16 protein-coding genes are annotated in these 19,971 nt (G+C 56.2%); 6 read left to right on the top strand and 10 right to left on the bottom strand.

Annotation, left to right across the window (positions count from 1 at the left end):
- The first annotated feature begins 207 nt into the window (after positions 1–207).
- Positions 208–1,491, top strand: a complete 1,284-nt coding sequence (locus EPE01S_RS15140) for an HAAAP family serine/threonine permease (protein ID WP_062746660.1) — start codon at positions 208–210, stop codon at positions 1,489–1,491.
- A gap of 40 nt (positions 1,492–1,531) precedes the next feature.
- Here EPE01S_RS15140 and EPE01S_RS15135 read toward each other — a convergent pair whose 3' ends face one another.
- On the bottom strand, positions 1,532–2,737 hold the full coding sequence (locus EPE01S_RS15135) for a serine hydrolase (RefSeq protein ID WP_062746658.1): 1,206 nt from the start codon (positions 2,735–2,737) through the stop codon (positions 1,532–1,534).
- A gap of 273 nt (positions 2,738–3,010) precedes the next feature.
- Between EPE01S_RS15135 and EPE01S_RS15130 the strand changes: the two genes are divergently transcribed.
- A complete protein-coding gene (locus EPE01S_RS15130; RefSeq protein ID WP_062746657.1) occupies positions 3,011–3,667 on the top strand; it encodes an HAD family hydrolase in 657 nt (218 codons plus the stop codon).
- Between the two features lie 38 nt (positions 3,668–3,705).
- Here EPE01S_RS15130 and EPE01S_RS15125 read toward each other — a convergent pair whose 3' ends face one another.
- Complete coding sequence (locus tag EPE01S_RS15125; protein WP_062746655.1) at positions 3,706–4,818, bottom strand: PQQ-dependent sugar dehydrogenase; 1,113 nt, start codon at positions 4,816–4,818, stop codon at positions 3,706–3,708.
- Between the two features lie 139 nt (positions 4,819–4,957).
- Between EPE01S_RS15125 and EPE01S_RS15120 the strand changes: the two genes are divergently transcribed.
- The gene (locus tag EPE01S_RS15120) at positions 4,958–5,683 is read left to right on the top strand and encodes a DUF3053 domain-containing protein (RefSeq protein ID WP_062746653.1); all 726 of its coding nucleotides are present in this window, start codon (positions 4,958–4,960) and stop codon (positions 5,681–5,683) included.
- 48 nt (positions 5,684–5,731) lie between these two features.
- On the opposite strand, the gene EPE01S_RS15115 is transcribed toward EPE01S_RS15120, so the two are convergent.
- The 6 genes from EPE01S_RS15115 to EPE01S_RS15090 all read right to left on the bottom strand — a co-directional run bounded on the left by EPE01S_RS15115 (position 5,732) and on the right by EPE01S_RS15090 (position 12,736).
- Entirely contained in the window at positions 5,732–6,397 is a 666-nt protein-coding gene (locus EPE01S_RS15115; protein ID WP_062746650.1) for a DUF3313 domain-containing protein, read from the bottom strand.
- A gap of 97 nt (positions 6,398–6,494) precedes the next feature.
- Entirely contained in the window at positions 6,495–7,400 is a 906-nt protein-coding gene (gene gsiD, locus EPE01S_RS15110; RefSeq protein ID WP_062746648.1) for a glutathione ABC transporter permease GsiD, read from the bottom strand.
- A gap of 9 nt (positions 7,401–7,409) precedes the next feature.
- Positions 7,410–8,330: a glutathione ABC transporter permease GsiC gene (gene gsiC, locus EPE01S_RS15105; RefSeq protein ID WP_062746646.1), complete on the bottom strand. Its 921-nt coding sequence runs from the start codon at positions 8,328–8,330 to the stop codon at positions 7,410–7,412.
- A gap of 42 nt (positions 8,331–8,372) precedes the next feature.
- Positions 8,373–9,911, bottom strand: a complete 1,539-nt coding sequence (gene gsiB, locus EPE01S_RS15100) for a glutathione ABC transporter substrate-binding protein GsiB (protein WP_174522431.1) — start codon at positions 9,909–9,911, stop codon at positions 8,373–8,375.
- A gap of 33 nt (positions 9,912–9,944) precedes the next feature.
- Positions 9,945–11,795, bottom strand: a complete 1,851-nt coding sequence (gene gsiA / locus EPE01S_RS15095) for a glutathione ABC transporter ATP-binding protein GsiA (protein WP_062746643.1) — start codon at positions 11,793–11,795, stop codon at positions 9,945–9,947.
- A complete protein-coding gene (locus EPE01S_RS15090; protein ID WP_062746743.1) occupies positions 11,795–12,736 on the bottom strand; it encodes an isoaspartyl peptidase/L-asparaginase family protein in 942 nt (313 codons plus the stop codon). Before EPE01S_RS15090 ends, gsiA begins: the two co-directional genes overlap by 1 nt.
- Before the next feature lie 262 nt (positions 12,737–12,998).
- On the opposite strand from EPE01S_RS15090, the gene moeA reads away from it, so the two are divergent.
- The 3 genes from moeA to EPE01S_RS15075 are packed head-to-tail and all read left to right on the top strand — an operon-like array spanning position 12,999 to position 16,589.
- Positions 12,999–14,234 carry a molybdopterin molybdotransferase MoeA gene (moeA, locus tag EPE01S_RS15085; RefSeq protein ID WP_062746641.1) on the top strand — a complete coding sequence of 412 codons (1,236 nt, stop codon included), beginning with the start codon at positions 12,999–13,001 and terminating at the stop codon, positions 14,232–14,234.
- A 1-nt stretch (position 14,235) separates the two neighbouring features.
- Positions 14,236–14,994, top strand: a complete 759-nt coding sequence (gene moeB, locus EPE01S_RS15080) for a molybdopterin-synthase adenylyltransferase MoeB (protein WP_062746639.1) — start codon at positions 14,236–14,238, stop codon at positions 14,992–14,994.
- Between the two features lie 47 nt (positions 14,995–15,041).
- Positions 15,042–16,589, top strand: a complete 1,548-nt coding sequence (locus EPE01S_RS15075) for a GGDEF domain-containing protein (RefSeq protein WP_062746637.1) — start codon at positions 15,042–15,044, stop codon at positions 16,587–16,589.
- 97 nt (positions 16,590–16,686) lie between these two features.
- Here EPE01S_RS15075 and EPE01S_RS15070 read toward each other — a convergent pair whose 3' ends face one another.
- Positions 16,687–18,279, bottom strand: coding sequence for an ABC-F family ATPase (locus EPE01S_RS15070; protein WP_062746635.1), 1,593 nt, complete (start codon positions 18,277–18,279; stop codon positions 16,687–16,689).
- 151 nt (positions 18,280–18,430) lie between these two features.
- Complete coding sequence (locus EPE01S_RS15065) at positions 18,431–19,921, bottom strand: sugar porter family MFS transporter (protein ID WP_062746633.1); 1,491 nt, start codon at positions 19,919–19,921, stop codon at positions 18,431–18,433.
- Positions 19,922–19,971: the final 50 nt, after the last annotated feature.

The following is a 19,971-nucleotide window of genomic DNA, read 5'->3' as shown; positions in this document are numbered from 1 at the left end:
AGACATTCCCTCTAAAAAAGGTAGTGAAAGTGTGATTACGATCACCGGTAACCACAAAGACAGTGCTTTCATCTATTTTTTCTGGTGGTAAAGTGTGCGCCATTAAAACAGAGTAATTAATTAAAGCCGTAATCAGAGGCTAATTCTGTAGAGGCGAATGAAATACGATTTAGTTAATTGTTTTTACCTTTTAACCCTGGAGAAATCATGGACACATCCCAAACGGCGGTGTTGAGCCCCGAAGCAACACAGGATGCCAGCGTCTGGCGTAAAACTGACACCATGTGGATGCTCGGCCTGTACGGCACGGCTATCGGTGCCGGCGTGCTGTTTCTGCCGATCAATGCCGGCATTGGCGGGTTGATCCCGCTGATCATCATGGCGGTACTGGCCTTCCCGATGACTTTTTTTGCTCACCGTGGTTTGTGCCGTTTTGTGCTTTCAGGCCGTCAGCCGGGCGAAGATATCACTGAAGTGGTTGAAGAACATTTTGGTGTGGGGGCCGGTAAACTGATTACGCTGCTCTACTTCTTTGCCATCTACCCAATCCTGCTGGTCTACAGCGTGGCGATCACCAATACCGTTGAAAGCTTTATGACCCATCAACTGCATCTGCAGGCACCGCCACGCGCCCTGCTGGCGCTGATTCTGATTGTCGGGCTGATGACTATTGTGCGTTTTGGCAAAGAGATTATCGTCAAAACCATGAGCGTACTGGTGTATCCGTTTGTGCTGGTGCTGATGGTGCTGGCGCTCTATCTGATCCCGCACTGGAGCAGCGCGATTTTTGATAACGTCAGCATGAGCGGAACCGGAAAAGGGCTGATGATGACCCTGTGGCTGGCTATTCCGGTCATGGTTTTTTCCTTCAACCACTCCCCGATTATCTCCGCCTTTGCCGTGGCCAAGCGCGAAGAGTATGGCGACCAGGCAGAGCCTAAATGCTCACGCATTCTGGCACGCAGCCATGTGATGATGGTGCTCACCGTGATGTTCTTCGTGTTCAGTTGCGTACTGAGCCTGACGCCGGCCAACCTGGCGGAAGCCAAAGCGCAGAACATCTCTATCCTCTCTTACCTGGCCAACCATTTTGATACCCCGCTGATGGCGTGGCTGGCCCCCGTCATTGCAATGGTGGCCATTACGAAATCCTTCCTGGGTCACTACCTTGGCGCACGTGAAGGCTTTAACGGTACCGTTAACAAAATGCTGCGCAGTCGTGGAAAATCCATCGCCGAACATAAACTGAATCGCTTTACAGCGCTGTTTATGCTGGTAACGACCTGGATTGTCGCCACGCTGGATCCGAGTATTCTGGGTCTGATTGAAAGCCTGGGCGGCCCGATCATTGCCGTCCTGCTGTTCCTGATGCCGATGTATGCCATCAACAAAGTGCCGGCAATGCGCAAATACAGCGGTAAACTGAGTAATGTCTTTGTGGTGCTGGTTGGCCTGGTGGCGATTTCAGCCGTCGCTTACGACCTGTTCTGATGCGGTGGGCCGACCGGTAAACGGGTCGGCCCCTTACTGATTAAGCGAACCAACTGCCAAACCAGCCGTTCATTTTCATCATGATGTAGTCCCAGATACGCCCAAAGAAGCCTGCCTCTTTCACCTCATCTAATACCACCAGCGGCCGCTGCGCGATGGATTTTCCGTCCAGCTGGAAGTCGATGGTCCCTACCACCTGATTTTTTGCCAGCGGTGCCGTCAGCTGCGGCTGGGCAAGCGTAAAGCTGGCCTTGAGATTTTTCAGCTGGCCTTTGGGCAGGGTGATCGCCGCATCTTTCGCCACACCCAGATTGACCTCTTTCCGGTCACCGAACCAGACGCGCTGGGTAGCAAACGCATTCCCTGCCTTAATCGGTGTCACCGTCTCGTAAAAACGAAAGCCCCATGTCAGCAGTTTTTCACTTTCCCGGAAGCGGATGGCGTCGGTGGCCGCGCCCAGCACCACCGAGATCAGCCGCTGATCGCCGTCAACGGCTGAGGCCACAAGGTTATTTCCTGCGCCGGACGTGTGTCCGGTCTTGATACCATCGACCTGAAGATTGGTGCTCCACAGCAACCGGTTACGGTTGTACTGGCGGATCTTATTGAACGTGAATTCTTTCTCTTTGTGCAGCGCATACTCCTCCGGCACATCGCGGATCAGCGCCTGCCCAATCAGCGCCATGTCGCGTGCGGTACTGTACTGTCCGGAAGAATCCAGCCCGTGCACCGTTTTGAAGTGGGTGTTTTTCAGCCCCAGCGCCTGCACATAATTGTTCATCAGGCCGACAAAGGAGTCCTGGCTCCCTGCCACATGGTCGGCAAGCGCAATACTGGCATCATTACCTGACTGAATAACGATGCCTTTGTTGAGTTCCGACACAGGAATGCGATCGCCCGGCTTAAGAAACATCAGCGATGATCCCTGTAAAATCGGGTTTCCGGTGGCCCAGGCGTCCTTCCCGACAGTGACCATATCATCTTTGCTGATCTTGCCCGCTTTCAGCGCCTGACCGGTCACATAGCTGGCCATCATTTTGGTCAGACTTGCAGGATCAAGACGCTCATCAGCATTCGATTCGGCCAGCACCTTTCCACTGTGATAATCCATCAGCACCCAGGCCTTCGCTTCTATCTGCGGGGCAGCGGGAGCCTGCTCAGCATAAGCAGTAGACAGCGAGAGCAGTATTAATGTGGTGGGGGTAGCCAGTGCAAAAACACGGGAAGGAAGGGACGTATTTTTCATGGGGTGACCGCTTATCCATTTGAAAGGCAATTATAAAAGTGAAACCAGGCGTTTAACTGCCCTACACTAAGGCGTTATACCCAGAAAATGAACAACTTAACCGTAAAGTTTCTTAGAGTTTATTCAATCTGGCAGATTTTTCCTGTCTCACTGGCTGATTTTTCGTCATTTTTTCTGCGATTAAAACGGGCGAAAATCCGAATTTGCCGCGAACAGTTAAGCCTGTCACAAAAATCCGCTACTCTGGGCCGCCACTGCCAGAGGAGTATGATGATGGATTTAGCGCTGTTCGATCTCGACGAAACACTGATTTGCGAAGACAGCACCGGCCTGTGGCTGCGCTGGCTGGTTGCGCAGGGGTTTGCCCCCGCCGGACTGATCGATGAGGAGCGGGCCCTGATGGAGCAGTACTATCAGGGAACGTTGTCCATGGAGGAGTATATGCACACCACACTGTCACCGCTGAACGGTATGGCTGCCTCCACGGTGTCTGGGTGGATCCGCCGCTTTATCCAGCGCGATATCCTGCCCCGCGTCTACCCTGCCGCGCGGGAACGCATGGCGTGGCACCGGCAGCGGGGAGATACCATTCTGGTGATTTCAGCCAGCGGCGAGCATCTGGTCGCACCGATAGCCGAACAGCTGGGGGCATGTGGGGCACTGGCGATAGGCGTAGAAGTTATCGATGACCGCTACAGTGGGCAGATCTATGGCACGCTGACCTATAAAGAAGGCAAGGTCGCACGGATAAAAGAGTGGCAGGCAGCGCAGAAAGCAGCGCCCTTTTCCCATAGGTGGGCTTACAGTGACTCAATCAATGATGTTGCCATGCTGGAATATGCGGATCGCGCGGCTGTGATTAATCCCGCCGCTGCGCTGGAGCGACTGGCACAGCAGCGCGGCTGGGACATTTGCCACTGGGCCAGATAGCCCACAGGGCTGACCCCAACAGGTCAGCCCCGACCTGATCAGGGCTGCAGCCCTACCCTGAGCAGCTTGCCGTTACTCTCATCGGTCAGCACATACAGCCAGCCGTCCGGCCCGCTGCGCACGTCACGAATACGCTCGCCACGATCGGTCAGCAACCGCGCCTGTTCTTCAACCCGGTCACCGTTCACCCGCAGCTGGATCAGGTTCTTTTCTTTCAGCGCGCCGATAAACAGAGCGTCTTTCCACTGCGGAAAACGGCTGCCGCTGTAGAATGCCATGCCGCTGATCGCCGGGGAGACCTTCCAGTATAAAACCGGCTGTTCCGTGCCCGCCACCCGTCCTCCTTTCGAACCGGGTACCTTCTCACCGCTGTAATCAATGCCCCATGTCGCCAGCGGCCAGCCGTAATTCTTACCCTTGCGCGGAATGTTGATTTCATCGCCGCCACGCGGCCCGTGCTCACTTTCCCAGATTTCACCGCTGGCGGGGTTCATAGCCAGCCCCTGTGGGTTACGCATTCCCCAGCTCCAGATCTCTGAACGCGCTCCCGCTTTATGTGCCAGTGGATTATCGGCCGGTACGGAACCATCGGCATTCAGGCGAATAATTTTCCCCTGAAGCGCTGACAGATCCTGCGCTTTTTCCGCCTGGAAATTATCACCAAAGGCGATAAACAGGTGGCCGCTACGGTCAAAGGCCATCCTGGTACCCAGATTCGCCCCGGTTGACACGCCCTGCTGGCGCAGGACTTCACGGAAATCGGTTAAGCGAAGATAATCATCACTCAGGCGGGCATAGCCTACGGCGGCCCCGGCACGACCATCATGCCCGGCTACGGTATAACTGAGCCAGACACGTCGGCTGCTGGTAAAGTCCGGGGCCAGCACCACATCCAGTAATCCCCCCTGGCGCTGCGACCAGACGTCAGGCACGCCGGCGATCGCTGGCGACAGGCCCTTCCCCGCCTGCCAGCGCCGCAGCTGGCCGGATCGCTCGGTGATCAGCAGTCCCTGATCTTCGGGTAAAAAGGCCAGCGACCACGGATGGTCAAGCCTGTCCTGCAGTACCTCTACCTGAACCTTATTCGCCAGCACAAAAGGGCTGAGTAATAACGCCGGAAGGAACGCGAATGCCGCCAGGTAATGCCTCATCGTAATTGCTCCTTGTAACCATTTGTTAAATAAATTTAGCTAAGTTGTCAGTAATTGCCGAATTATCTGGCGCACTGCGCTATATTTCTCCGGCTGTGACCTGCAATACCTTCATTCAATACGACAAGGGATAGTTCTGATGACTTCACGATTAACACAGACAGGCTTCGCACGTTTTCTGCTGTTGCCTTTTATCATGCTGGCTTTACTGCTGACGCTGAGCGGCTGTGGCGACAAAGAGCCTGAACAGCGCAAGGCTTTTATTGAGTTCCTGCAAACCCGCGTGCTGGCGAAATCTCAACTGGCTGTTCCGCAGCTGACCGACGATGAGAAGAAGGCCTTCGGTCCTTATGCCAGTGACTATGCGATCCTGACCGATTATCACCAGGGAATGAGTGAGATATTTAACGCGTCGCTGGTGCCTGTTTTTTCCAGCCTGAACCACGTGGGTTCGGTCACAACGCTGATAGCTAAACGCGATGAAATGAGCAAAATGGCCGCTGACAGTAAAGCATGGGAGCCTGCGCTTGCCAAACAACGCGCGGAGGCTGATGCGAAACACCAGGCGCTGAAGCAGCCGGAAGATCTGAAAGCGGTCTACGATCAGGTGTATACCAAACTGGTAGCACAGCCTGATGACGTGGCGCGCCAGATCGCCACGCTGGTGCCGGAAACGCTGGCTCTGGTAGTCAGTCAGGTCGATCTGCTGAAACAGCAGGGTGATAAGGTGAAGATTATCGGTAACAGCGTTCAGTTCACCGATCAGAAGGCACTGGATCAGTACAACGCCATTCAGCAAAAATTACAGCCGTTGGTGACTGAGCTGTCGAATACGGTGAGTAAATTAGAAAATATGATGCGTTAACGGTTAAACGGTGGCGACCGCAACAGCGGTCGCCACTGACCCGATGCCTTATTCTGCGGGCAGTGCGACCACGTCACGAACCATTTCGTCAATAGCACTTTTCAGCTCGGCCTGGTTAATCGGCGCGCTGCTGTTTGCCACCGTTTTACCATAAGCTTTACGCACCACTTCCATCACCGGTTTCCCGGTTTTCGCATCCAGAAGCTCGGCCTCGAGGAACAGCACGCTGTTCTGCGTCCGGTGGCCGGATGCGGCCATGGTGCTGGCTACCACTGCGGCCACCGGAACCACTTCATAGATTTTCATGTCCTGATTTTCCGCGTTCACTGCCGTGATGGCGGTCTTCATCACCAGCGTACCGGGTTCAGGCTGACTCACCAGCGGCTTGCGCTGCGCAACTGCGGCTTTAAGCTGGGTATCAAGGTACGTGCGAATCTGGTCGAGTGTAGCCTGGCTGACCCGGTTATTGGGCTTTGCGGCAGGATAGTAAACGACCGGGGTGTAATAGATCCCGCGATAGTCGGACAGCTTGTCATCCGGCGAAATCCAGCGCAGCGTTTGATGGCCGCTGGGCGATTCGGACGGCTTCAGTTTTGAGTAATCCGGTAAAAAACCGGAATATTGAGTAGTATCAGCCACTTTAGACGAACAGCCCGCCAGCACTAAACACAACGTTGCCAGCCCGGCGACCAGAGGTAAACGTGCAGAATGCATTGCCATATCCTTACAGGGTGAAGGTTATTCAAGCATAGAGCGCCTGTCATCAATCACCAGACAATGTGCACAATATTTGTTCAGGCTGCACTGAGGGCTAGGTTTTTAGCTTCGGATCCAGCGCATCACGCAGGCCATCTCCCAGCAGATTAAAAGCCAGCACGGTAAGGAAGATTGCCAGACTGGGGAAAATCGCCACATGCGGAGCCATCACCATATCGGCCTGCGCCTCATTGAGCATGGCGCCCCACTCCGGCGTCGGGGGCTGTGCACCCAGTCCAAGGAACGACAGACTGGCCGCAGAAATAATGGAGGTACCAATACGCATGGTGAAATACACCACGATCGATGACAGCGTTCCGGGCAGGATGTGGCGCAGGATAATCGTCAGATCTGACGCGCCAATGCTGCGCGCCGATTCAATGTAAGTCAGGTGCTTGAGGACCAGCGTATTCCCCCGCACCAGCCGGGCAAAAGCCGGAATACTGAAGATCGCCACAGCGAGAATCACGTTCGACATGCCGTTGCCCATCACCGCTACAACGGCTATCGCCAGCAGGATCCCGGGAAACGCAAACAGCACGTCACAAATGCGCATGATGATGCGATCCCACCAGCCTTCGTAATAGCCCGCCAGCAGTCCCAGCAATGTGCCAATCGCCGCACCGACTGCCACGGAGAAAAATCCCGCCACCAGAGAGAGCCGGCTACCCAGCAGCACGCGGCTGAAAATATCCCGCCCCAGCGCATCGACCCCAAACCAGTGGATCAGCGACGGCCCTTCATTCAGCCTGTCGTAATCAAAAAAGTTTTCCGCATCAAAGGGCGCAAGTAGCGGAGCAAACAGCGCCGTCAGGATCAGGAGCAGCACAAAAACGGCGGCGACCATCGCCACGTGCTGACGGCGGAATCGTCGCCAGAACTCCCGCCACGGCGTACGGACGCGATGGGGGCTGACACCCGGCAGCGCAGAGAGGACGGCGTTACGTCGCCAGTTAATCATCGTGCATCCTTACTTATAGCGAATGGCGGGGTTGATAGCCGCATACAGCATATCAACGACCAGGTTAATCAAGATAAATTCCAGCGAAAACAGCAGCACCTCGGCCTGGATCACCGGATAGTCGCGCATGGCCACCGAATCCACCAGCAGTCGCCCCAGACCCGGCCAGTTGAAGACCACTTCAACCACGATCGATCCGCCAAGCAGGAAGCCAAACTGAAGCCCCATCATGGTCACCACCGGGATCATCGCGTTTCTCAGTCCGTGTTTAATCACCACCACCGATTCACGTACGCCTTTGGCACGCGCGGTACGCATGTAATCTTCCTGCATCACCTCAACGAACGAAGCACGGGTAAAGCGTGCCATGACGGCCGCCACGGCGGCTCCCAGGGTGATGGAGGGTAAAATGTAGTGCTGCCAGCTATCGGCTCCCACCGTCGGCAGCCAGCCCAGTTCAACGGAGAAAATCTGCATCAGCAGAATACCCAGCGCAAATGCCGGGAACGAAATCCCCGATACGGCCAGCGTCATACCCAGCCGGTCGGGCCAGCGGTTACGCCACACGGCAGAGGCAATACCAATCGCCATACCAAAAATAACCGACCACACCATGCTGGTCAGCGTCAGCCACAGGGTGGGCAGAAAACGCTGGGCGATCTCCTCAGCGACCGGTCGTTTTGACACCATGGAGATACCAAAATCGCCGCGCACAACGTGGGTAATGTAGTGCCAGAACTGCTGCGGTAATGGCAGATCCAGGCCCAGTTGCTGGCGGACCATTGCCACTACCTCGGCATCGGCTTCGCGTCCGGCAATCAGCCGTGCCGGATCGCCCGGCAGCAGGTGGACAAAGAGGAAGACCAGCACCGCGACAATCAGCAGCGTGGGGATCAGGCCCAGTAAACGTTTTAAAAAGTAATTAAGCATCTTGCACCCTGCGCCCCCCTTTTCGGGAGGCGCGCCAGTCGGTTACTTCAGGTCGGCATCGTCAAAGCTGAACGAGGTATCCGGCATCACATAAAATCCGGTCAGATTTTTGGTATTGGCTGACACCAGCTTTTCCACCACCAGCGGAGCCCAGGGCTGATCTTTCCAGATACGATCCTGAGCGTCTTTGTACAACGCGGCTTTTTTCTCGCCGTCGGTAGTATTCAGCGCATCAGCCAGGTCTTTATCAACCTGCGGATTACTGTAAAAGGCCGTGTTAAAGATGGTCGGTGGCCAGGACTGCGTGGCAAACAGCGGCGTCAGCGCCCAGTTGGCTTCCCCAGTCGACGCAGACCAGCCGGTGTAAAACATTCTGACACCGCTCTCTTTCTGGCCTTTATCTTCCACCTGCGCCGCGCGCTGGCCGGCATCCATTGCCGTCAGTTCGACTTTAATACCCACCTGCGCCAGCTGTTGCTGGGTGAACTGCAACACTTTTTGTGCGGTGCTGTGGTTGTGAGAAGACCACAACGTCGTGGTAAAGCCGTTGGGATAGCCTGCTTCTTTCAGCAGCTCACGTGCTTTCGCCGGGTTGTATTCCGGGGCCGGGTAACTTTGTGAATACTGGATCGACGGCGGCACGATACCCGTTGCCGGGGTGGCATAACCGGCAAACGCCACTTTCGCCAGAGCCTGTCGGTTAATCGCGTAGTTAATCGCTTCGCGCACTTTCGGATTATCAAACGGCTTTTGCGTCACGTTAAAGCTGATGTAGCGCTGCATAATGGATGGTGAGGTGACCAGATCCAGTTTGCTGTTTTTTTCCAGCAGCCTGGCCTGCTCAAACGGGATCGGGAAAGCAAAGTTCGCCTCGCCGGTTTGCAGCATCGCGGAACGGGTATTGTTATCCACCACCGGACGCCAGGTGATGCTGTCCAGTTTTGGATAACCCGTTTTCCAGTAGCCGGCGAACTTTTTCACCTTCACAAACTCGGTCTGGTTCCAGGTCACAAACTCATAGGGACCGGTGCCCACCGGGTGGAAGCCGATGTCCTTACCGTATTTTTTCAGTGCGGCCGGCGAGATCATCGCCGCTGCCGGGCTGGCCAGGGTGTTAATAAAGGCTGAGAATGGCTGCTTCAGCGTAATTTTTACCGTGCTGTCATCGACCACTTCCGTTGTCGCGATGGTTTTGAACAGGTTATAACGTTTGAGATGATTATCCGGGTTACTGGCGCGGTCGAGGTTAGCCTTGACCGCCGCGGCGTTAAATGGCGTACCGTCCTGGAACTTCACGCCGCCTTTGAGCTTGATGGTGTAAATCAATCCGTCCGGGCTGGCCTGATAGCTATCCGCCAGCACATTTTCCAGCTTCATGGCTTTATCAAAGCCAAACAGCCCCTGATAGAAGGACTTTGCCACCGCCTGCGACAGCGTATCGTTAGCGTCGTACGGATCGAGCGTGGTGAAATTTGAGGCAACGGCGATGGTTACGTCTTTCGCCGCCCAGGCGGGCAGTGCAACGGCGCTACCGAGCAGGCCAGCGGTTAACAGCAGCTTACGTGTGTAGTGATTCATCATCTTACGTCATCCCTTGTTGTCGTTATGCAAAATTCAGGTGCGGTGAATGGTATGGCGCGCCACGTAGTGCCCGGCGCTCACCTCCACCAGAGGGGCCACGTCCGGCTCGTCACCAACAGCACGTATCGGACTGGGTATTTCATCAACTAACAGTGCCCGTTCACGTCGGCGGTGTGCCGGGTTGGCCACGGGCACAGCGGCCATCAGCTTACGGGTATAAGGATGCTGGGGATGTTCGAATACCGCCTGCCGGGGTCCGATCTCCACAATCTGCCCGAGGAACATCACTGCCACGCGATGGCTGATACGCTCCACCACCGCCATATCGTGGGAAATAAACAGAAACGCAATGCCGAACTCGCGCTGCAGATCGAGCATCAGATTGATAATCTGCGCCTGAACAGACACATCCAGCGCTGAGACCGCCTCATCTGCAATCACCACTTTCGGATTGAGCGCCAGCGCCCGGGCAATGCAGATGCGCTGACGCTGACCACCGGAGAACTCATGCGGATAGCGCTGAGCATGTTCCGGCAACAGACCGACGCGCTCCAGCAGAGTGGCCACGCGCTGCGCGGCGTCCTCACCGCGGGCAATCCCATGCACCAGCAGCGGTTCCATAATGGAAAAACCCACCGTCAGGCGCGGGTCGAGCGAGGCATACGGATCCTGAAAGATAAACTGGATATCCCGCCGCAGGTGCGACAATGCGCTGCCGGCCAGCGTCTCAATGCGCTGACCGTCAAAGGTAATACTGCCTCCCTGGCTCTCGACCAGTCTCAGCAAAGAGCGGCCGGTGGTCGACTTACCGCAGCCGGATTCTCCCACCAGCGCCAGCGTTTCGCCGGGCCGGAGATCGAAGCTCACTTTCTCCACGGCATGCACCCGCCGGTGTACACGGTTCAGCAAACCGCTACGGATATCAAACCGGGTGACCAAATCGCGTACCTGCAAAATGGGTTCCGCCTGCGGGTCTACCGTATCCTGGGGCTGTTCATCCACCGGCTCGCCGTCACGCAGCAGCGGGAATTTCGCCGGCCAGTGTCGTCCGGTCATCGCGCCCAGTTTGGGCACCGCGGCCAGCAGTGCACGGGTATAGGGCTGTACGGGGGTGGAAAAAATGGCATCAACGCTGCCCGTCTCCACCACGTCACCGCGATACATAACCTGCACACGATCGGCCATTTCGGCCACGACCCCCATATCGTGAGTGATAAAAATCACCCCCATCTGCATCTCTTTTTGCAGCACGCGGATCAGCTGCAGGATCTGCGCCTGAATAGTGACATCGAGCGCCGTCGTCGGCTCATCGGCAATCAGCAGGGCAGGACGGCAGGAGAGCGCCATGGCAATCATCACCCGCTGACGCATTCCGCCGGACAGCTGATGCGGGTAGCGTCCCAGCACATTTTTAGCCTCCGGTATCCGCACCAGATCGAGCATCCGCTGCGCTTCGGCCAGCGCCCCGGCATGGCTTTTCCCCTGATGCAGACGAATGGATTCGGCAATCTGCTCCCCGACCGGAAACACCGGGTTAAGCGAGGTCATCGGCTCCTGAAAGATCATCGCCATATCGGCACCGCGAATGCGGCGCAGCTGTGACGGTGACAGCGTGGCGAGGTTGACCTGCTGCTGATTACGGCGACGCAGCCACATCTCACCGCTGTCAATAACCCCGCCGCCCTGCTCCACCAGTCGCATCAGCGCCAGCGAGGTAACAGACTTCCCGGAACCGGATTCTCCGACAATCGCCAGGGTTTCCCCCCGGCGGACATCCAGCGACAGCTTGTTCACCGCCTGAATGTGCTGGCCTTCATGCTGAAAACTGACGCTGAGATTGCGAACTGACAGCACCACGTCATCCTGATGGGGCAATACACTCATCAGGGCTCCTCCCGATAGATGGCAACGACCGGCAGCTCACCGGCCACCGCGTAACCGCGATACATCCCTTCGCTGTTAAAGGGCAGAGCCAGATTGCCATCGGTATCAATGGCGATCAGCCCCCCACTGCCGCCGAGTGCAGGAATTTTTTCATGGATCAGCTTATCGCTGGCCTGTTGTAACGACAGCCCACCATATTCCATCATGGCGGCGATGTCATAGGCGGCCAGCGTGCGCATAAAGACCTCTCCGGTGCCCGTGCAGGAGATCGCCACACGTTCGCTGGCATAACAGCCTGCTCCGGGCAGCGGCGAATCGCCCACGCGCCCGACCTGTTTATTGGTCATTCCACCGGTTGACGTGGCAGCGGCGAGGTTGCCTGCGCTATCTAACGCGACGGCCCCCACGGTGCCAAATTTTCGATCAGGGGGCAGGCCCCCATCGTGATCCAGCAGGGTCTGCTGTGTATTCAGCGCATGTTCGAGCTGGGTGCGGCGCTCCGGCGTGGAAAAAAAATCATTGCTGACCATTTCCAGCCCCTGTTTTTCCGCAAACGATTCCGCACCCTGGCCAATAAACAGCACATGAGGGCTATTTTCCAGGACTGAACGGGCAGCCAGCACCGGATGGCGTACACGGCGGACTCCCGCGACAGCCCCGGCTTCGCGCGTGCGGCCATCCATCACGCTGGCATCCAGTTCGTGCGTACCTTCATGGGTGAAAACCGCCCCGACGCCCGCGTTAAACAGCGGACACGCCTCCAGCTGACGCACCGCCTCGGTAACCACATCCAGCGCGCTGCTTCCCGCTGCCAGCAGTGCCTGCGCGCTGGCCACAATCTGCAGCAACGCCTGTCGGTAAAGCAGCTCTTTATCTGCATCCATGCTGGCACGCGCGATAGCTCCTGCACCACCGTGAATTGCAATCGTCGCTCTGGCCATCATTCATTTTTCCTGTGTACCAAATCAGCATGAAAAACACTGAGTTAGGGTATATTTTTCGAAAAATAGCAGTTTTTGACTATAGGCAGGCAATATAGGGATGTAAAGCAGAAAGTTCGCACCCTGATAATAACGAATGATTCTAAGATAGAGCGTTAAGTAAGGTTAGGACGCCGGTACACGGGCAAACGTGACCCTGGGAAGGATTCGCGCCATAATAGGCTCATCAGATTTTGCACGTATCGTGGAGGACATAAGAAAGATGGATGCTTTTAATTCGGGATTAATCTCGCTTGATGACGCACTGCACACCCTGCTGGCGCGCATTACCCCGGTGCAGGAGCAGGAGTCTGTGGCTCTGCCTGATGCCGCCGGGCGGATCACCGCCTGCGCGGTCACCTCCCCAATCGATGTCCCCTCCTTTGATAACTCCGCGATGGATGGCTATGCCCTGCGTCTGGCCGACCTCGCGTCCGGTGAGGCGCTGTCCGTGGCGGGAAAATCCTTCGCCGGAGCCCCTTTCACCGGCAACTGGCCTGCCGGGAGCTGTATCCGGATCATGACCGGTGCCGCACTCCCTGCGGGGTGTGAAGCGGTGGTGATGCAGGAGCAGACCGAACCGGACGGCGACGCCATCCGCGTGACGGCCCGCATCAGCGCCAGGCAGAATATTCGCCGGGTCGGCGAAGATATTCGTCAGGGCAGTCAGGTGCTTGACGCCGGATGCCTGCTGGGCACGGCAGAACTGCCGCTGCTGGCATCACTGGGTATTGCAGAGGTCAGCGTGCTGCGCAGGCTGCGCGTCGCCCTGTTCTCCACCGGCGACGAATTACAGCCGGTCGGTCAGCCGCTGGCCCCGGGCCAGATTTACGACACGAACCGCTTTGCCGTCAGCCTGATGCTGAAGAAACTGGGTTGTGAGGTGATTGACCTCGGCATTATCCGTGATGATCCTGACGCCCTGCGGTCGGCCTTTATTCAGGCCGACCGCCTTGCCGATGTGGTGATCAGCAGCGGCGGGGTGTCGGTCGGTGAAGCCGACTACACACGCACCATGCTGGAAGAACTGGGCGAAGTCGGCTTCTGGAAACTGGCCATCAAGCCCGGCAAACCTTTCGCTTTCGGCCGCCTGCCGGATAGCTGGTTCTGCGGCCTGCCCGGTAACCCGGTGTCGGCGGTCGTGACCTTCTATCAGTTAGTTCAGCCGCTGCTGGCCAGACTGTCCGGAAAGCCGGGCCCCTCCCTGCCGCCCCGCCAGCGGGTGCGCTGTGTCAGCGCGCTGAAAAAATCGCCCGGTCGTCTCGACTTTCAGCGTGGGCGGGTACAACGCAGTGCGCAGGGGGAGCTGGAAGTCAGCACCACCGGCCACCAGGGATCGCACATCTTCAGTTCATTCCATCAGGCTAACTGCTTTATTGTTCTCGAACAGGATCGTGGAAACGTTGCAGCGGGTGAATGGGTAGAGATCGAACCGTTTAATGCGCTGCTGGCAGACTGATATGTTACCGGAACTGAGCGATGAAGAGATGCTGCGTTACAACCGGCAAATTGTACTGCGTGGCTTCGATTTTGAGGGTCAGGAAAGGCTGAAAGCGTCCCGCGTGCTGATCGTTGGCCTTGGTGGTCTGGGTTGTGCCGCCGGCCAGTACCTTGCCTCATCCGGGGTGGGGCATCTGACGCTGCTCGATTTTGACCACGTTTCCACGTCTAACCTCCAACGCCAGGTGCTGCACGGCGAAGCCCAGGTCGGCATGGCCAAAGTCGACTCCGCACGTGCGCGCCTCGCCGCCATCAACTCACTGATCGCCCTTGAGACGATCAACGCCCGGTTGACGGACGCGCAGCTGGATGACGTCATCGCGTCACATCATCTGGTGGTCGACTGCTGTGATAACGTGGAGACACGCGAACAGCTCAACCGCCTGTGTCACGCCCGCAAAGTGCCGCTGGTATCCGGTGCGGCCATCCGCATGGAGGGCCAGATCAGCGTCTTTACCTGGAAAGAGGATGAACCCTGTTATCGCTGCATCAGCCGCCTGTTTGGTGCCGCCACCCTGAGTTGCGTAGAGGCGGGCGTAATGGCGCCACTGGTTGGCGTTATCGGCTCGCTCCAGGCGATGGAAGCCATTCGCGTCCTGGCCCACTACGGTTGCCCGCCGGTGGGTAAGCTCCTGCTGTACGATGCCATGACCTTACAATTCCGGACGATGACATTGCCCAAAGATCCTGGCTGTGAAGTGTGCGGCATTACCAGCTAGCGCTATAGTTAAGCTAATGCGTGGATGCGTAAAGGACTGATAAGCCGATGATTGATGAGCAAAATGCGATAGCCACGAGCGAAAAATCGTCTCTACGACAGCTGATGATCATCTTTCTGTTGGTGATTGTCGCGGCGGTCATTGCTATCAATGGCTGGGTCATCTGGACCTCATGGAACCGCATGATTTCCACCTCTCAGCTTGATGCGCGTAACCTTTCCCAGTCACTCTCCCGGCAGGCGGAGGACACTTTTTTACAGGTAGACCTCACCCTACAGGACCTTCGCGATCGTATCTCTCTGATCGGGCTCAGGGATGAACAGACCGACTACCTGCGCGAAATACTGACCAATCGTAAAGCCAGTCTTCCGCAGCTGCACGGCCTGTTTGTCTATGATGCCGAAGGCAACTGGCTGGTAACCTCTGACGGAAATATGCCGAAACGTGCCAATAATGGCGACCGCGAATATTTTCACTACCATCAGCAAAACAGCAGTAAAGCGATCCATATTGGAAAAGTGATCCGTAGCAGGACGACTGGCGATCTAATTATCCCGGTATCGATGCGTCTCGATAACTACGACGGTTCCTTCCGGGGCGTACTGCTGGCCTCCGTGCGGCTTGATTTTTTCAAGCAAATATACAATTACTACAATCTGAACGAACATGATGTGCTGGCACTGATGCTGAAAGATGGCACGATCCTGTACATCCGTCCTTTCAGCAATGAGGCGATCAACCGCAATATTTCCCAAAGTCCGCTATTTACCAACCTGCTGAAAACGGCCTCCAGCGGCACGGCCATCTATAAATCCGCGTTTGACGGTATCGAACGGGTGTTTGGTTACTCCAGCCTCAAACGCTACCCGCTGGTCGTGGCAGCCGGTTATGATAAAGAGTTACTCCTTGAAGCCTGGTTCTCAGACATCAGTATTTATGCCCTGCTCTGCACCATTCTGTTGCTGGTGATCTTCCTGCTGGGCTTTCTGGTCATGCGCCATATTTCGCTGAACCTCAAAAATCAGCTGGAACTGACACTCGTGCGCGATCGGCTAACGTCAATGAACCGCACCTTACAGACCCTGGCGCTGGTTGATGGCCTGACAGGGCTGGCTAACCGCAGGCAGTTTGACCTCTATCTGCAGCGCAGTGCTGCACGATCGGCAAAACTGCACTCGCCGCTGGCGCTGCTGATGATCGACGTGGATTCGTTCAAGCTGTTTAACGATACCTACGGCCATCTGGCCGGCGATGAGTGCCTTAAGCTAATCGGTGACACGCTGGCACATCTGCCCCGACGCCCGGAAGATTTGGTTGCCCGCTACGGCGGAGAAGAGTTTTCGGTCATAATGCCGGGGGCCGATCGTGAGGCCGCGCTACGTTTTTCCCGCCAGGCCTTGGCGGCAATTGCAGCACTGAGGATCCCTCACGGCCAGACAGGTACCGACAGCAAAGTGGTGACCATCAGTATCGGGATGCATGTAATGAATGCTGAACGTAATGTTGATGCGGGGCAGGCCCTGATTGCAGAGGCCGATAAAGCCCTGTATGCGGCGAAAAAAGCGGGGAAAAACCGGGTAGCGGAAAATTGGTAAGGGAAAGGGGCGACCGGCGAACCGATCACCCTGCGGGATAACTTCCCCCGTGTCGTGACGATCCACAACACGGACAGATATCCCAACCGGCAGAACGTTAAACGATACCCTGGCTGCGCAGGTAATCTTCGTAGTCACCGGTGAAGTCGTTAATTTTGCCCGGCGTCATTTCAATCACGCGGGTCGCCAGTGAGCTGACGAACTCGCGGTCGTGAGAAACGAAGATCAGCGTCCCTTCGTACATTTCCAGCGCCATGTTCAGCGCTTCGATAGATTCCATATCGAGGTGGTTAGTTGGCTCATCCATGATCAGCACGTTAGGCTTTTGCATCATCAGCTTACCGAACAGCATGCGGCCCTTCTCGCCGCCGGACAGTACCTTAGCCGGCTTCTTGATGTCGTCCTGGCTGAACAGCAGACGACCCAGAATACCGCGTACTGCCTGCTCGTCATCGCCTTCCTGCTTCCACTGGCTCATCCAGTCAAACACGGTCAGATCGTCTGCGAAGTCATGCGCGTGATCCTGCGCGTAGTAACCGACCTGCGCATTTTCAGACCATTTTACCGTACCGTTATCCGGCAGCAGTTCACCAATCAGCGTTTTCAGCAGCGTGGTTTTACCAATACCGTTAGGGCCTAAAATTGCCAGTTTCTCGCCCACTTCCAGCAGCATGTTGACGTTTTTAAACAGTGGACCGTTATCGAAACCTTTGGTGACGGCTTCCAGCGTCAGCGCATTACGGAACAGCTTCTTATCCTGCTCAAAACGGATAAACGGGTTCTGGCGGCTGGAGGCTTTCACTTCGTCGAGCTTGATTTTATCAATCTGCTTGGCGCGAGAGGTGGCCTGACGGGATTTCGAGGCGTTGGCGCTGAAGCGGCTGACGAAGGACTGCAGTTCGTTGATCTGCGCTTTTTTCTTCGCGTTATCGGACAGCAGGCGTTCGCGGGCCTGGGTGGCCGCCGTCATATATTCGTCGTAGTTACCCGGATACACGCGCAGTTCGCCGTAATCCAGATCCGCCATGTGCGTGCACACCATGTTCAGGAAGTGACGGTCATGCGAAATAATGATCATGGTGCTGTTACGTTCGTTCAGCACCTGCTCCAGCCAGCGAATCGTATCGATGTCCAGGTTGTTCGTCGGTTCGTCAAGCAGCAGAATTTCCGGGTTAGAGAACAGCGCCTGTGCCAGCAGCACACGCAGTTTCCAGCCGGGCGCGACTTCACTCATCGGGCCGTAATGCTGTTCCAGCGGGATCCCCACGCCCAGCAGCAGCTCTCCGGCACGCGCTTCTGCGGTGTAGCCGTCCATCTCACCATATTTCTCTTCGAGATCGGCCACTTTATAGCCGTCCTCTTCGCTCATTTCAGGCAGCGCATAAATGGCATCACGCTGTTCTTTCACCGCCCACAGCTCGCCGTGGCCCATGATCACCGTATCCAGTACCGAGTACTTTTCAAAGGCGAACTGATCCTGGCGCAGCTTACCGAGACGCTCGTTAGGATCGAGGGCGACGTTGCCGCCAGACGGCACCAGATCGCCACCCAGAATTTTCATAAAGGTGGATTTACCGCTGCCATTGGCACCGATCAGACCGTAGCGGTTGCCGCCGCCAAATTTGACAGAAATGTTTTCGAACAGCGGCTTACTGCCAAACTGCATGGTGACGTTGCTGGAAACTAGCACAGAGATAGCCTTTAATTTGCGATGTGAGTATGTGAGTCAGCGCGCATTATGCCAAAAAAAAGGCGCGCGGCATACAGTGGTCTGGCAGGAGGGAGAGTCAGGAAGCACATTGCGGCCGGGGTGCCCCCCGGCCAGTAGAGTAGTGATCAGATTAGTGACTTGTTGCTTTACGCTTCGATGCGTTCAGCGCTTTACTCTCTTCTTCGTTGCTCAGCCAGTCATGCAGATAATGTTCGATCTGCTCCAGGCTGCGGTTGCGGGTTTCCGGGATGCACTTAATCACGAATATCGCCCCGACAATGCCGATTAAGCCAAAGATAAAGAACGCACCTGACAGCCCCACGCTGGCCAGCAGCATCGGAAACGCCAGGGAGATGAGGAAGTTGGCAATCCACATAGCAAAGACGGCTCCGCCCATAAAGATGCCGCGCAGCCGCGTCGGGAAGATTTCCGACAGCAGCAGCCAGGTCACCGGCGACAGCGCCCCCTGCTGGAAGCTCAGGAACATCAGCATTCCCAGCAGTACCATATAGCTACGTAATACATCCACCTGTCCGTTAATGGTTTCCGGCATGAAGTAGCTGACAGCGCCGATAAAGAACAGGCAGGCAGTACAGCCAAACTGGCCGATTTTCACCATCGTTCGCCGGCCGATTTTGCCCAGTAACCAAATCCCGACAAAGGTCATGATCACGGAGATGGCACCATTGGCGATAGTGGCAAACAGCGCAGCATCGGTACTCATACCCACCGCTTTCAACATCGTCGGGGCGTAATACATGATGGTGTTAACACCGGAGGTTTGCTGGATCACCGCCACACCAATGCCGATCAGAAACAGCTTAAACAGCCAGGGCTTTCTCAGTTCGCGGAGGCTGGTCCTTGTCTGCTGCTTGTCTTCCTCTTCCAGCGTTTCGGTGATCTCTTCAAGCTCCCACTCGACATCCTCTTTGGCGCGGGTACGTTCCAGCACCTGACGCGCTTCAGCCAGACGCCCTTTCATCGCATACCAGCGCGGCGAGTCCGGCATAAACATCATGCCAAACCACAGCAGAACCGCAGGAATGGTGGCGACGGCCAGCATCCAGCGCCAGGTTTCATGCCCGCCCCACGCGGCGTTAAAGCCGGCGTTAGAAATGTAAGCCAGCATCTGCCCGGAGACAATCATCAACTCCTGGATGGTCACCAGCTGACCGCGCTTATTCGCCGGGGCAATTTCAGCAATGTAGATCGGCACGGTAGCCGAAGCGCCGCCGACGGCCACGCCTAATACCAGTCGGAAGAAGATCATCCATTCCACATTCGGTGCCAGGGCGGTACCCATAGCGCCAACAGCGAAGATAATCGCCAAAATGATAATGATCTTTTTACGGCCGGCAGACGCGGCGAAATGCCCGGAGAACAGCGCGCCAAATGCGGCACCAAACAACAGTGAACTGGTTACCAGTCCGGTGGTGAAGGGAGTAAGGTGTAATTCGTCGCCCATAAACAGCAGCGCGCCAGAAATAACGCCGGTGTCGTAACCGAAAAGTAATCCGCCGAGGGTAGCAACCAACGCAATGACCTTAACAAAGGGTTCTGTTTTGGTATCGCTGTTGGGCCCTGATGCCCGGTTCGGGGTGATATATTGTTCTTTTGCCATGGTGACTACAGTGACCTCTCATCGACCTGGTTAGTGGGGTACAGAGTGGT

The organism is Erwinia persicina NBRC 102418 (assembly GCF_001571305.1).
Taxonomy (GTDB): Bacteria; Pseudomonadota; Gammaproteobacteria; order Enterobacterales; family Enterobacteriaceae; genus Erwinia; species Erwinia persicina.
This window is presented reverse-complemented; position numbering and strand designations above follow the sequence as displayed.

Coding starts and splice junctions, on each gene's coding strand:
- EPE01S_RS15140 (WP_062746660.1), top strand. CDS start 208: ATGGACACATCCCAAACGGCGGTGTTGAGCCCCGAAGCAACACAGGAT.
- EPE01S_RS15135 (WP_062746658.1), bottom strand. CDS start 2,737: ATGAAAAATACGTCCCTTCCTTCCCGTGTTTTTGCACTGGCTACCCCC.
- EPE01S_RS15130 (WP_062746657.1), top strand. CDS start 3,011: ATGGATTTAGCGCTGTTCGATCTCGACGAAACACTGATTTGCGAAGAC.
- EPE01S_RS15125 (WP_062746655.1), bottom strand. CDS start 4,818: ATGAGGCATTACCTGGCGGCATTCGCGTTCCTTCCGGCGTTATTACTC.
- EPE01S_RS15120 (WP_062746653.1), top strand. CDS start 4,958: ATGACTTCACGATTAACACAGACAGGCTTCGCACGTTTTCTGCTGTTG.
- EPE01S_RS15115 (WP_062746650.1), bottom strand. CDS start 6,397: ATGCATTCTGCACGTTTACCTCTGGTCGCCGGGCTGGCAACGTTGTGT.
- gsiD (WP_062746648.1), bottom strand. CDS start 7,400: ATGATTAACTGGCGACGTAACGCCGTCCTCTCTGCGCTGCCGGGTGTC.
- gsiC (WP_062746646.1), bottom strand. CDS start 8,330: ATGCTTAATTACTTTTTAAAACGTTTACTGGGCCTGATCCCCACGCTG.
- gsiB (WP_174522431.1), bottom strand. CDS start 9,911: ATGATGAATCACTACACACGTAAGCTGCTGTTAACCGCTGGCCTGCTC.
- gsiA (WP_062746643.1), bottom strand. CDS start 11,795: ATGAGTGTATTGCCCCATCAGGATGACGTGGTGCTGTCAGTTCGCAAT.
- EPE01S_RS15090 (WP_062746743.1), bottom strand. CDS start 12,736: ATGGCCAGAGCGACGATTGCAATTCACGGTGGTGCAGGAGCTATCGCG.
- moeA (WP_062746641.1), top strand. CDS start 12,999: ATGGATGCTTTTAATTCGGGATTAATCTCGCTTGATGACGCACTGCAC.
- moeB (WP_062746639.1), top strand. CDS start 14,236: ATGTTACCGGAACTGAGCGATGAAGAGATGCTGCGTTACAACCGGCAA.
- EPE01S_RS15075 (WP_062746637.1), top strand. CDS start 15,042: ATGATTGATGAGCAAAATGCGATAGCCACGAGCGAAAAATCGTCTCTA.
- EPE01S_RS15065 (WP_062746633.1), bottom strand. CDS start 19,921: ATGGCAAAAGAACAATATATCACCCCGAACCGGGCATCAGGGCCCAAC.